9 protein-coding genes and 2 pseudogenes are annotated in these 12,258 nt (G+C 55.9%); 8 read left to right on the top strand and 3 right to left on the bottom strand.

Annotated elements, in window-relative coordinates:
• Positions 1-480 precede the first annotated feature (480 nt).
• The 3 genes and pseudogenes from JQ575_RS31905 to JQ575_RS45050 all read left to right on the top strand — a co-directional run.
• A complete protein-coding gene (locus JQ575_RS31905) occupies positions 481-2,652 on the top strand; it encodes a tetratricopeptide repeat protein (protein WP_212037150.1) in 2,172 nt (723 codons plus the stop codon).
• A gap of 750 nt (positions 2,653-3,402) precedes the next feature.
• Positions 3,403-3,494: pseudogene (locus tag JQ575_RS46630) on the top strand (integrase core domain-containing protein); the annotation flags it as partial.
• A 378-nt stretch (positions 3,495-3,872) separates the two neighbouring features.
• Positions 3,873-4,370 (top strand): annotated as a pseudogene (locus tag JQ575_RS45050) (transposase); the annotation flags it as partial.
• A 167-nt stretch (positions 4,371-4,537) separates the two neighbouring features.
• On the opposite strand, the gene JQ575_RS31900 reads toward JQ575_RS45050, so the two are convergent.
• Complete coding sequence (locus tag JQ575_RS31900; RefSeq protein WP_212037149.1) at positions 4,538-4,969, bottom strand: DUF5681 domain-containing protein; 432 nt, start codon at positions 4,967-4,969, stop codon at positions 4,538-4,540.
• A 159-nt stretch (positions 4,970-5,128) separates the two neighbouring features.
• The gene (locus JQ575_RS31895) at positions 5,129-6,340 is read right to left on the bottom strand and encodes a ParB N-terminal domain-containing protein (RefSeq protein ID WP_212037148.1); all 1,212 of its coding nucleotides are present in this window, start codon (positions 6,338-6,340) and stop codon (positions 5,129-5,131) included.
• A 524-nt stretch (positions 6,341-6,864) separates the two neighbouring features.
• On the opposite strand from JQ575_RS31895, the gene JQ575_RS31890 reads away from it, so the two are divergent.
• From JQ575_RS31890 to JQ575_RS31880, 3 genes are read left to right on the top strand one after another with little or no spacing between them, the layout of a single operon-like run.
• Positions 6,865-7,194, top strand: a complete 330-nt coding sequence (locus JQ575_RS31890) for a DUF3489 domain-containing protein (protein ID WP_212037147.1) — start codon at positions 6,865-6,867, stop codon at positions 7,192-7,194.
• The gene (locus JQ575_RS31885; protein WP_212037146.1) at positions 7,191-7,673 is read left to right on the top strand and encodes a DUF2924 domain-containing protein; all 483 of its coding nucleotides are present in this window, start codon (positions 7,191-7,193) and stop codon (positions 7,671-7,673) included. Before JQ575_RS31890 ends, JQ575_RS31885 begins: the two co-directional genes overlap by 4 nt.
• Entirely contained in the window at positions 7,663-9,207 is a 1,545-nt protein-coding gene (locus tag JQ575_RS31880) for a recombinase family protein (RefSeq protein ID WP_212037145.1), read from the top strand. The genes JQ575_RS31885 and JQ575_RS31880 overlap by 11 nt, the downstream gene beginning before the upstream one ends.
• An 83-nt stretch (positions 9,208-9,290) precedes the next feature.
• Here JQ575_RS31880 and JQ575_RS46625 read toward each other — a convergent pair whose 3' ends face one another.
• Positions 9,291-9,437 (bottom strand): DUF4055 domain-containing protein, encoded by a 147-nt coding sequence (locus JQ575_RS46625; RefSeq protein ID WP_409364842.1) that lies wholly within the window; start codon positions 9,435-9,437, stop codon positions 9,291-9,293.
• Between the two features lie 527 nt (positions 9,438-9,964).
• On the opposite strand from JQ575_RS46625, the gene JQ575_RS31875 reads away from it, so the two are divergent.
• Both JQ575_RS31875 and JQ575_RS31870 read left to right on the top strand, forming a co-directional pair.
• A complete protein-coding gene (locus tag JQ575_RS31875) occupies positions 9,965-11,074 on the top strand; it encodes a hypothetical protein (protein ID WP_212037144.1) in 1,110 nt (369 codons plus the stop codon).
• Positions 11,075-12,029: 955 nt separating this feature from the next.
• Positions 12,030-12,258 (top strand): transposase (locus JQ575_RS31870; RefSeq protein WP_212037143.1); only part of this gene is annotated, 229 nt, incomplete at its 3' end.

The raw sequence follows: 12,258 nt of genomic DNA, 5'->3' as shown, positions 1-12,258 counted from the left end.
CCACCCGCTCCTCCCGGAATCTCCCCAGCCGCAGCGGCCGATCCCGGGGCTCCATTTGCTCCGAACGTGTCAGCGTCGCCCCCGGTACCCCCGGTACCACCATTTATAGAGGTTTCGGAACTACCGGCCCCGCCGGATCCCCCGGATCCGCCAGCGGCTAGCATTGGGCTAGAAAGGCACGCAGTAGCGAGCGATACCGATACCGATACAACTGCGTGAAAAAACTTTTTAGTTGTCATTATCGGATCCCCTATTTCCCCAAACTCCTGCAATTCGGCTTAAATGACTAGTCCTTTTTCTTTGATGGCGAATTGATTTGCGCACTGTTGCGAATGGGGTACAGCCGAGCAGACCTTGCTTTCTCGCTTTCAAATGAGGCTTCACATACCATCCGAGTTTGTGACAAAGCCTCCGCCCTCTGCCTCCTCCGACTTCAACTGCACTAGCCAGGCCAGGTAGGGCTTGCTATCGTAGAGGGATTTGAATATTCTTGGTTTTTGTACCTATTTCGACAGGTGGAGTATGGGCCAGCTGCGAAACCGCTCCTGCGTCATGCCGTTGATCATGGCCGGGTTGTTTTGGGTCGCAGGAATTCCGATCCCGAGTTCTTTTGCGTCGAATTGGTCAGATTGCAGTTCCGGCGATGCCGCGCGGGCGATCTTAGGATGCACCACAATTCTCAAGAAGGGCTCCGCCGTACCCGCGACCCAGCGGGCGGTGGCGTACGTCAATCGTGGTGTCGCCTATTACGACCGCAACGAACTCGAAAAAGCGCGCGCCGACTATACGAGCGCGATTCAGATCGATCCGAAGAACGCCGAAGCTTTCCATAATCGTGGGGATCTGCTGCTGCGCCAGGGCGCGCTGGAAGCCTCCATTAGGGACTACACCGATGCCATTGCACTCAACGATAACTTGGCGAGCGCTTACAACGGGCGCGGCAACGCGCTGCGCGAAAGCGGCCAAATCGACCGTGCAATAATAGATTACAGCAAAGCCATCGATCTGGATCCGAAATCGCCGTTCGCCTACAACGGGCGCGGCAATGCGTTGCGGGACAAAGGCGACATCGAAAAGGCGATTGCCGATTTTACCCAAGCCATCGGCATAAATCCTAGTTACGCAACGGCCTACATCGGACGTGCCAACGCCCGGACAGACAAGAGCGACTGGGCTTCCGCGCTGAAAGACTACGACTCTGCTGTTTCGATCGACCCCAAGGACCCTACCGCATACAACAATCGCGGAACTGCACACCAAAACATTGGCGAATTGGACAAGGCAATCGCCGATTATGACAAGGCGCTGTTGCTCGATTCAAAGAGAGCCGCATTTCATTTCAATCGTGCTCTAGCGCTTCATCTTAAGGACAATGTCGACGGCGCCTTTGCCGACTATAGCGAAACGATCAAGCTGGATCCGAGTTACGCGTTCGCCTATCACAACCGCGGCTTGATCTCACAGCGCAAGGGCGACCTCGATCGCGCTATTGCTGACTACACAAAAGCCATCGAGATCAATCCGAAATATCCGCAGAATTTCACCTCGCGTGGGCTAGCTTTGCTGCAGAAGAACGATGTTCGTAGGGCGACCGAAGATCTCCAGAACAGCATTCGCTTAGATGATAAGCAAACAAATGCCTTCATCGGGCTCGGTGAAGCATACGCCAAATCGAGGTCCTTTGGTCAGGCAAAAGCGATGTTTGACCAGGCTATTCAGCTCGATCCGGTCTCGTCAGAAGCCTATTTCAAGCGCGGACAACTATTCGAGTCGAATGGAGATTCGGTTCAGGCGGCGAGCGATTACAAAGTGGCGCTATCCTTTGATCCGCAGTTAAAAGTCGCTCAGGAAGCGTTAAAGAAATCTGAGGTTGCTCAGGAAGCTTTAAAGCAAGCTGCCAATAAGATGAAGGCAGCGAAGGTGGAATCGCCGATTGTGCCTCCGGGACGGTTAAACAGGGTTGCACTAGTTATAGGGAATGGCCAATACGGCCGAGTTGCAAGTCTTCCTAACGCACTGCACGATGCATCCATCATTGCAGAGGCTTTTCAGAAGATTGGGTTTCGCCAGGTTGTCAAAATCGAGAACCAAGGCCGCGAGGGCATGCTTGCCGCCTTGCGACGGTTTCGCGATCTGGCCGACAATTCCGAGTGGGCGGTTATTTATTATGCCGGTCACGGCGTAGAGATAGACGGGGTGAACTACATCGTTCCTATTGACGCGCGCCTGGTCGCCGATAGGGACGTTCCGGATGAAACTATTTCCCTGTCGCGGTTCCTGGATGCAATCGAGCGCGCAAAGGAGATTAAGCTGATAATCCTTGATGCCTGCCGAGAGAATCCGTTCCTTAGCACGATGAAAATGTCGAGCGCCTCGCGATCGATCGGACGTGGCCTCGCGCGAATCGAACCGGAGGGCGGTACGCTCGTCGCGTATTCAGCAAAACACGGTCAAATTGCGCTGGATGGCAAGGGCGAAAATAGTCCATTTGCGATCGCATTAGCGAGCCGCATGCTAGCGCCCAATGTTGAAATCAGAAAGCTATTTGGTCTCGTTAGAGACGATGTCTTGGCCGCGACCTCGCGCAAGCAAGAACCATTTATTTACGGGACTTTAGGTGGCGACGATCACTATATCAACCCTAAGCAATGAGTGACGCTCGACGTTCATGAACAGGCGACCGCACATATTCGACACGTGGCTCGCGGCGGTTGCATTGCTCGCGACTAACAACAATGTTGTCGCGCAAGATGTCGTACGTCCCAGTTTGCAGCTCGCGAGTGCTGAGGTCGGCTATAAGACGACCACGGGATTATTGGGCAAGCCGGTTTTAGTTTCCCGATCCGACGTCGAGGCTTCCGGAAGGGTCCGCTCTGTCGTAGTCATCGATGGCCCGAGCCCAATTCAAACGCCGGCTGCCGACCCAGCCTTCAAGGCCGTATTGCTTACCCCGCGCGGCTCAACTGGACGTCCGATCCAGACGCAATTGGCAAACCTGCCAGATGTTCAGGAGCCCGTCGCGAAAGAGACGGAACCTCGAGCCGATCCGCCCCCTGCGTTGGCTTCGACGACCGCCAAAATTGTTGTTCCCCACTCGCCCGTTCATGAGCGTGTCCCGGCGCGCGCTATCGAGCGCTTGGCATCGACTACTCGTTCGGTGGCGCCGATACAGAAGTCAGCTCCGCGTCCTAAAGCTACCCAGCCAGAACGCCCCAGCTATGGAACTGCGGAAATCGCGGCGACCCGCGCGTTTACCCGATTTTAGATTAGGTTGGTCGCTTGGTCCACGTGGAACGAACGGAATAGTGGGCTGCGCGTGGTGCGTGAACTTGGTCACATCATCGAAAGCCGGGGGACGCATGATCGTCATCGATTATACCGACTTGGCAGGAGGAAGTTGAAATCGACTGGCATTACATCGCGCCGGGCAAGCCGACCCAGAATGCCGCAGAGCAACGGCCGGCTACGGGACGAACTTGAATGAGACGCTGTACGTCGCTGCTCAGGCTTTCCAGAGCAGTCCTGGTTAAGCTGCTGGACTGCGTCGCAGGTGAAGCGACATGATTGATCGTCCCAGACGCCGCAGAAGCATCGAACGAATTTCATCCGTGCAGCCAATTTTCTTGGATGTGGCAAATGAGCTCTTTGGACAAATACAAGACAGCGCTGTGTGATCACGCAGTTCGACGCCCGAAAGGTGAACGTTCGCGCAAGCGATCATCTTGGCTGCAGCAGAAGCGACCCCTGAAATTGAGATTGTGGAACGTCTGTGGCGTTCAGCAAGTTTGCCGACAGCGAAGCCGATGGGCATGAAGAGTGTTGCTAAGTCTATACTTCTATACTGACTTGGACGTCCAGCTCCAATGCTGAACTGGTTGGTCGAGGAGAAAGCATCGCGCCCCGTATTCCCGTGTTCGACAAATCGAAGCGGGACGACGGCACCTAACGTAGCGACTTTCGATATGACCCGACGAGCGACGTTTACAACTGCCCCGGCGGAAAGCAGCTTGGGACAAGCGGCATCGTAAATGAGGGTAAGACGCTTCTGTATCGGGCCAGTAAGTTCGACCGCGATGTATGCGCACTCAAACCGCAGTGCTGTCCGAAGGACCCATCGCGCAAGATCCCGCGCGACATCCATGAGCACGCCCGGGATGTTGCCCGTTCGCTCGCCAGCACCGAGGGCTTCGGCGGTCACGACGTGAGCGCAAGAAGATCGAGATGCGGTTCGCGCACTTGAAGCGCATTCTGAAGCTCGGCCGGCTTCGACTGCGTGTCCACGAGGCGCCCAGGACGAATTTGTTCTGGCTGCCATCGCCCAGAACCTGCGACGGCTCGCACCGCTAGTTGGGCGACCGCCACCCCGCTGAGGCTCTGTGCATCGCGTAGCGTAAAAGTTGCCTAGAGAGCGTCGGGGTCGGGGGATCAAACCCCATCGCCCCTAAATGAATTGGCCAACGCCCATCAGCAGCAGCCGACTTTGCAACAAAATCCGCCAAAGCGGCCGTTCCATAACAGCGCATTACGCGAATCCGCGTTATTTCTCCTCAGTCTCATCGTCAAACAATGGGCGTCCGGCAAGTAACCTCTCCCTCAATTCATCTAGCTTGCGGTTAAGACTCTCTTGAGCGGTGGATTCTTCATGATAGGAAGCCTCTGACTCTGCTTGGCGTCCGCGCTCGCTAAGTGGTCCAGCCATTTCGAGAATTAGTTTGATAGATCTGAAGTCGCCACTTGCTGCCTTGTTTACAAGTTGCTTCATGACCGCGTCGGATTTTCGAATGGTTCGCCTAGACCCGTTTTCGTTGATCGTCACTCTCTCATTCAGAGTTTTCTCAAAGCGGTCGGTTAGCGATCGAGCGCCCTTGGGTCGTCCGTTCGGGTTTCCTGACTTACCCTTCGAAAATTGGCTGCGCCGAGGCGGGCGGCCATATCCGATCTCGTAGTCTTTCCCTTCTCTTTTAGCCATGACGGTCCTCTTTGACTCCAAATTCCTCGCGAGATGGTTCAGCCAACGGGAGGTTCGTAATGTCGCTGGATGAATTGGTTAAATCTTGATCCTTAACTGCCTCGAGCTCCAGTTGTTGAAACGCCTTGTTATCCGAGACGCGGTGGGCCGACAGTCCAGTCAGATTCTGCCACCGCCGTATGGCAGTATCGACGTAAAGCGGATCGAGTTCGATACCACGGCAGACACGACCGGTACGCTCCGTAGATGAACCGGCTTCGCGGTGGGATGCAGCGCCAACAGATCATCGCCTCGGCGCGCCTGCGTGTTGGCGCTATCGTAGTTCCAGACGTTAGAGCGGTGCCGGCCATGTTTGCCGAGAGCAACATTGTTGACGTGAGGCGCCGTACCGGCCTTGAAAACAAAAATCAATTCGTGCTGTGAGCGGTAAAGCGATCCGAGGCCAGCGGTGTTTTTAGCCCATACGCAAATATTTTTTAAGTCTGAGTAGACTTGTTTTCCGGCTGCAAGTAAGTCTGCCGCGCCATACCAACCCATACAAATATAGTGAATGGCGCCGTCCACGCTATGCTGCTCCAGCATTGTGCACGCACGATGCAAGAACCTAGTAAATTCCGCGCTGTTTAGTTCACCAGAAGCCTGAGCGAACTCGCGATGCCGAGTTTTACCTTTACCTGAAACAGGGCCATCGATCTTGACGTTGTATGGGGGATCCACAAATATAACGTTCGCTCGTTCACCTTGCATAATACGTTCAAACGACACTTCAGATGTGGCGTCGCCGCAGAGAACCAGATGCTTACCTAAACGCCAGAGGTCACCAACATGGCAGACGGCGACCCCTGTAATTGCGTTTTGAAGTCCATCCGCCCCTGACACGGCGACCGAATTGAAATCCTGAATAACCAAGTCGATCTCTGGAAGGCCGAAACCCGTAATTGAAAGGTCAAAGTCGAGATCGAGATCTTTCAGCGCTAGGAAATTTTCGCCTAACAGGCGCTCATCCCAGTGAGCGTTCAACGCGAGCTTGTTGTCAGCAATGCGCAATGCCTTTAGCTGGGCCGCAGAAAGATGACGAACTTCAATGAGCGGCACCTCAGTCATGCCGAGGTACTTCGCTGCGAGCACGCGGCCGTGGCCTGTCACCACATTCCCAGCTGCATCCACGGCAATGGGCATGAGAAAGCCAAACTCGCGAATGCTATCTGCAATTTGATTGATCTGTTTTGGCGAATGCTGCCTAGGGTTGTTCTGATCCAGTATGAGCTCGGTCACAGCCCGGTATTGAACTTGAATTTCGATGGGCCGGAGATTGCTTTTTGTGAGCCTTCTATTGCCGGGTGTTTCTGAATTGGCGCCCGAGTCCTTCATGACTTGCTCCTTTCGAACACGTTTCTTCATCGACTAAGACGTCGAAAAAGTACTTAACGGCGCTTAGGCCTTGCAATTGACGGCATTGCCGGGTCCGCCCAACCGCGCACGCCTGCTGCGAGGACTGCGGTGGCCGTCAAACTGACGGCTCCATCTCGCGGACGACTCACTGAACGCAAAGGACTCCTCTAAACGGGGGAATATCGAATCTTCAAATCTTTGAAAAGGTGATTTGCGCATTTTTCGCTTCGATATTTGTCTAGCGCACGGCTCGCGGACGTGTGGATATTAGGCATTAATTTAAGCTCTCGTGCCGCCTAACGACTCGGACGAGCAACAACATTGCGTAGAATTCGCTGGACTTTGGTTGCCCGCAGAGCGTCACTCGGCCGTGAGCTTCCTGCTTCAGACCCCCAAATCGGCATCGGTCGAAGCGCTCCCCGTTTCCGGCCCGCGATAGCAATTTCGCGGGCTTGCGTCAGTGGCAGCACCGCACGTTGCCGGCTAAATAAGGAAGCGTCAAAATGACTATTAACAAATCAAGGTTAGGATCCCAAAGCACCGCGCGAAAGTTTCGTGCATCGCAGCCAATCAAATTGAAAAAGACTTCATCGAAAGCGACATCAGCCAAATCAACCGGTGTTGCATCGAAGCAAGAGATCGTCCTCGCATTGCTGCGGCGGCAGACCGGAGCGACGGTTGCCGCGGTTATGAAAGCAACCGATTGGCAGCAGCACTCAGTCCGCGGGTTTTTTGCCGGGGTGATCAGGAAGAAGCTGAAGCTCAACCTCACCTCCGAGAGGATAGACGGCGCGAGGATCTATCGAATAATCCGATCGGGCGCGACCTCATGAAATCTAGCAATGGTCCAAATGGAGCCGATCCAGCTGTTGAGGCTGAGCTGGGTCGGCTGACGGTGATGCCGATAGTCGGCCTGAGAAAACGCTACCGCGAATTGTTTCGAACTGAACCGCCCAAGGCGTTCGGTCCCGACTTGCTCCGCCGCAGCATTGCTCACACGATTCAGGTGAACACCTACGGCGACCTTCCCCTGCCCATCCGGCGGTTGCTTGCCCAGATGGTAAAAACCGCTTCGGCCAAGCCTGCCGGCCGTCTGGAGCTACCCCAGCGGATTAAGCCCGGGTCCGAGCTGGTGCGGACCTGGAATCGTAAGACGTATCGGGTCAACGTGATGGCCGACGGCTTTTTCCACGCTGGTAAAACTTACGCCAGCCTCTCCGAAATCGCTTTCGCCATCACCGGCACGAAATGGAACGGCCCACGATTCTTCGGACTCCGCGCGTCGCGCCCGGAGGCCCCCGATGGCAAATGACACGAAGGTCCTGCGCTGCGCCATCTACACCCGGAAATCCACCGAGCACGGTCTTGAGCAGGAATTCAACTCTCTGGATGCCCAGCGCGAGGCTTGCGAAGCCTACATTAAAAGCCAGGCATTCCAGGGTTGGAAGGCCCTCCCTCAGCAATACAACGACCCGGCCTACTCCGGAGGCAATCTGGATCGCCCGGCCCTCAAAAGGCTGCTGGCGGAGGTTGTGGTCGGCAAGATCGACGTGATCGTGGTCTACAAAATCGACCGCCTTACCCGTTCGCTCGCCGACTTTGCAAAGCTGGTCGAAGCCTTCGAGGCTAGATCGGTCTCATTCGTTGCGGTTACCCAGCAGTTCAACACCACAACGTCCATGGGCCGCCTCACCTTGAACGTGCTGTTATCCTTTGCCCAGTTCGAGCGGGAGCTGTCGGCCGAGCGGGTTCGTGACAAGGTCGCGGCCAGCCGGCGCAAGGGCAAATGGACCGGCGGTACGGTGCCGCTCGGTTACGGCACGAAAGACAAAAAACTGGTCATCGACAAATCCGAGGCCGAAACGGTGCGGACGATCTTCAAGCTTTATCTGGATTTGGGATCGTTCAGCAAACTCGTTGCCGAACTCGACCGCCGCAAGATCGTCACCAAACGACGCAACACAAAAGTCGCCAAATATCGAGGCGGAATCCCCTTCACATACGGTCCCCTCGCCCACCTGTTGAAGAACAGGATCTACGTCGGAGAAACCCACCACGGCGGCAAATGGTTCACAGGCGAGCATGACGCTATCCTGGACCAATCGACCTTCGATCGGGTTCAGGAACTGCTCAAATCAAACACCGTCAAGCGCAGGCTGAAGTTTTCACAAAGCGGCGCGCTGCTTCAAGGCAAACTGTTCGACGATAATGGCAATCGCATGGGGCCGAGCTTCTCCAGCAAGAACGGCGTTCGGTATCGATTTTATGTCAGCACCGCGATGCGCGGGCGCCCGCACAAGGCCGGTACCGTGAGCCGAATATCGGCCCCCGAGGTCGAAAATCTCGTGAAGGCGGCAGCCGAAGAGCGCGGGATACCGATCGATCAAATCGTAAAAGTGACGGTATCAGCAGCTTGCATTCGTGTTGATGCAGGGAATATCAAGCGAAAGCAGCGAACCATCGACATTCCTTGGTCACCCAAGCCGAAAGGCGTTGCCACCATCACGCGCGCGCCGGACCACGCCGACGAAAAACTTGTGAAATCCCTAGTCCGGGCTCACGCGTGGCTCGCAGACCTAACCGCGGGTCGGTACGCCTGCGTTGAAGACCTTGCTGCGGCAGCCAACATCAATCCAAAAGTGGTTCGCCAAGGCCTGCGATTAGCGTTCTTGCCGCCAGAATTGACGATGAGCGTCCTGAATGGCAAGGCCACTATGGCTCTAAAGGACATTCCCAAAACGCTGCCGCTACCTTGGGCCGTACAGCGGGCGATGATCGGCTATTCGTCGATCGAATGTTATGGAACATCGGGCCCACTGATGGTAATTTCCTTAGACCCCGGCTGACTGAATTCGCGATGGTGGCGAGGGTGCTGGTTTCCCCCTGACGCTTTTGGCCGAGCGCTTCAGCGGTTTCGATCTCTCGCTTTTCAGGTGCGGGCGCCCAAGGCTGCCATCTGCCCTTCCTTGTCGACCATACCCTGACGGAGCTGCTTTAGACCCTCACCTTTGAATTCAAGGTAAGTGGGTGAGGCCTGAGGGTCTTTCACGACCCCGTCGTGCAGCTTTTTTGCCATGCACGATTATGCACACAGCATTCGGCAGTTTGGCAACGTCGTTGCAGGGATTGGTAGATGACCTCAACAGCAGGGCCGTGGGCGGCGTTGTAGCGGTTGGACGCCCTCACGCCTAACCAGCCAAAGACGAAGGAAGCCGATCGAGACGGCGCCGCTCGATGGCACACACATTCTGCTTTGGCACGCTCAGCAACGATGAGCCTCGCGAGGTCTGGTATGGCAGTTCTGCAGGCCGACCAGGTGCGACATGGCATGCAACCCGCAGTCCCGCTAGGGAGCCGACCGAATAGTTCTCGACCCGTACACTGGCGCCCCCTCCCGGCTCCACCCCAGCCTGCACTGATTCGCGCGTCCTGAAGCTGTGGATAAGCGGGACAACCGGGGATACATATGCACAACATAGCACCCCACCCCCACTTGCGCCTATACTAGATCTAGGCGTGCCCGAGTCGGGGCGCTGGCGGGACCCGTGGGCTCGATAACTAGAACAAAATGAGTCTTCTGGGTTCGTTCTCCTAGGAGGATCTATGACCAAAGGCGGCCGTAAGTCGCGTGGTGTACAGAGTTCTGAGACTAAGTTACTCCCGTGGCGGCCTTTTTCTGACAGGCCGACCGGGATTTGGATCAACGAGACGGTGGCGCTGATCAAGCAAACCGGCCAACCCGAACTGATCAAGTCCCTACAACGAAACCCGATTCCGAAGGACGCCAAGTTCTGGGTCCTCCGGCATCTCATCACTGTCGACGGCACTAAGCGGCCGGATGGCGACAACTGTCCTTGCCCGGTGTGCACTCCAAACAGGTTCCTGACCGGGTCCTTGGTCTGGTACTATGAGCTTCAGTTCTGCGCCTTCATCGGCAACTGCTGCGCCAATGATGACGTCTTGGCCGAGGCCGAGAGGGAGCGGAAGTGGCGAGAGAAGCGTGACCACGAGGAAGACTACCTGCTCGCAGCGTTGCCGTTGGTCGCGTCCAAGGTCACCGTACTGGATAGCCTGAAGCCGGTGGCCCTTGAGGCGGTCCGGGCGTACCGGAAAATCCGGAACACCCTGCCTCAGGTACACGAGCAGCTCCGCAAGATGAAGCAGCACCATGGCGGGCAAATGACCCTGACCGAAGTCATCCGCGACGAATCCCAGGACAACGACGACTACTTCGGCCCGGCGGGATTCAAGGGTCGAGGCAAGGATGGCGTCGAAACCCGGGACCACACCTTCGGGACGTTCGCCGGCCACATCGCCGTCATCAGGGACTACAACCCGCAGAAGGAGCTGGAGACCATTCACCGAAGCCTGATGTCGGTGGCTGCCAACGCCTACGACCAGACCGCCCTGGACTTCATCTGCGGCATGGATGAGAAGCAGCGGCACGCCGCTGTGGTCATTCTGCAGGACGTCGAAGACAGCATCGTCAAGTTCAAGGCCAGACTTCAGGATCTCGCCTCGTTCTACTCGCGCGAGAACGCGGAGAAGTTCAACAGGTTCTTCACCCACGACCTGAATAGCGTCTACTACCGGGTCGAATACACCACGACGCGGGGCCAGCCGACCTTGAGCTTCAAGAAGGGCGCCAGCCACTACGACCTGGTTCGCGGCTCATGGGCGGAGAAGCTGGAGTTCGACTGGCCGACGAAGTGAAATGAAAAGGTCCCGGGGTTACCGGGGCCTTCCTAACTGGTGGGGCGGCATCTTTCAGCTATGCAGTTCAAGTCACTTCCGCTTCGAAGCTGGCGCGGCTAGTCCTCAACCTCTTAAGGTCCCCAGTGCCGTGAGCTTTGCTATGCCTTTTGTGATGCTCACGCGCATCGTAATGAGGTTGCCTGTGTGCATTTTTGTGACGAGCTCTCTCATCTTTAGTTCTCCGGTTAAGCTTAGGTTTAATGAAACTTCGGCTTGAATGGAGACCGTCGGTCGAGGCAGCCGCGCCACTTCGGCAGCTAAGAGAATGACGAGCCCCGCTACGGCTGAACTGTACATTCCGGACAGAGATATATGTCCTGGGCCAACCAGCGGCAACCTAGCGGACATCGAAGAAGACCGATCGACGGAGCGATGGTGGTCCAACTGCAATTCATCGAACCGTTCTCCGCCAATCGTCTCCACCAAAACGGGAATTTCTGCGGTTTGGGCTGGAGACTTTTGGCAAATTCTCGCCAAGGTTGACGATTTTCGGTGACCAGAGACTTCAGACGCCCGCACGAGAACCCTATAAAATGTGATACTTTCAGCCCAAACGAGCACACCTCTCCGGTTGAGTGACTGCTTGACTGGCGACGCAGTGCTGATCGCACCCGTCTCCGCTCAATTTCCCTGCAAACAAGGAATTTTACAGGGAAATTGACGATTTTGGGCGTCTGGAGACACTCCAAGCAGCCAGAAACCACTGCAACACAGGCGTTTTGCACGCACTTCCCTAATCCCAATAACAGGGAAATATTTTGGACGAACAGGGTAAACGTTCTGCCGTAACAGGGAGCCTTTCCTTCATACATGTCAATGACCGCTTTGCGCCGATTTTGTTGCAAAAGTCAGTTGAGACAGGCCGCGAAGCGTGATTCCGTTGTGGTGACGCGATTCTCGGTGAGGTCGATCCATGATGGGCCGTCTGAAGAGTGACCAAGGTCAACTGTTCTACGAATTTCGTCTTGGCGATGCGGTCCCCGAAGATCATCTGGTGCGGAAGATCGACACTGCGCTCGATCTGTCGTGGCTTCGCAGCGAGCTTGCGCCTCATTATTCGTCGATGGGTCGTCCATCGATCGACCCGGAACTGATGATCCGGATGCTGGTGGTGGGGTATGTGTTTGCGATCCGCTCGGAGC

Origin of the sequence: Bradyrhizobium sp. JYMT SZCCT0428 (assembly GCF_018131075.1) — a bacterium.
Classification (GTDB): domain Bacteria; phylum Pseudomonadota; class Alphaproteobacteria; order Rhizobiales; family Xanthobacteraceae; genus Bradyrhizobium.
Note: the sequence above shows the minus strand (reverse complement) of the source record. Positions and strands in the feature narration are given on the sequence as shown.

What these genes read in the sequence shown, in the direction of transcription:
- JQ575_RS31880 (WP_212037145.1), top strand. Translation starts at nt 7,663, where the DNA reads ATGGCAAATGACACGAAGGTCCTGCGCTGCGCCATCTACACCCGGAAA.
- JQ575_RS31900 (WP_212037149.1), bottom strand. Translation starts at nt 4,969, where the DNA reads ATGGCTAAAAGAGAAGGGAAAGACTACGAGATCGGATATGGCCGCCCG.
- JQ575_RS46625 (WP_409364842.1), bottom strand. Translation starts at nt 9,437, where the DNA reads ATGGCAAAAAAGCTGCACGACGGGGTCGTGAAAGACCCTCAGGCCTCA.
- JQ575_RS31885 (WP_212037146.1), top strand. Translation starts at nt 7,191, where the DNA reads ATGAAATCTAGCAATGGTCCAAATGGAGCCGATCCAGCTGTTGAGGCT.
- JQ575_RS31890 (WP_212037147.1), top strand. Translation starts at nt 6,865, where the DNA reads ATGACTATTAACAAATCAAGGTTAGGATCCCAAAGCACCGCGCGAAAG.
- JQ575_RS31875 (WP_212037144.1), top strand. Translation starts at nt 9,965, where the DNA reads ATGACCAAAGGCGGCCGTAAGTCGCGTGGTGTACAGAGTTCTGAGACT.
- JQ575_RS31895 (WP_212037148.1), bottom strand. Translation starts at nt 6,340, where the DNA reads ATGAAGGACTCGGGCGCCAATTCAGAAACACCCGGCAATAGAAGGCTC.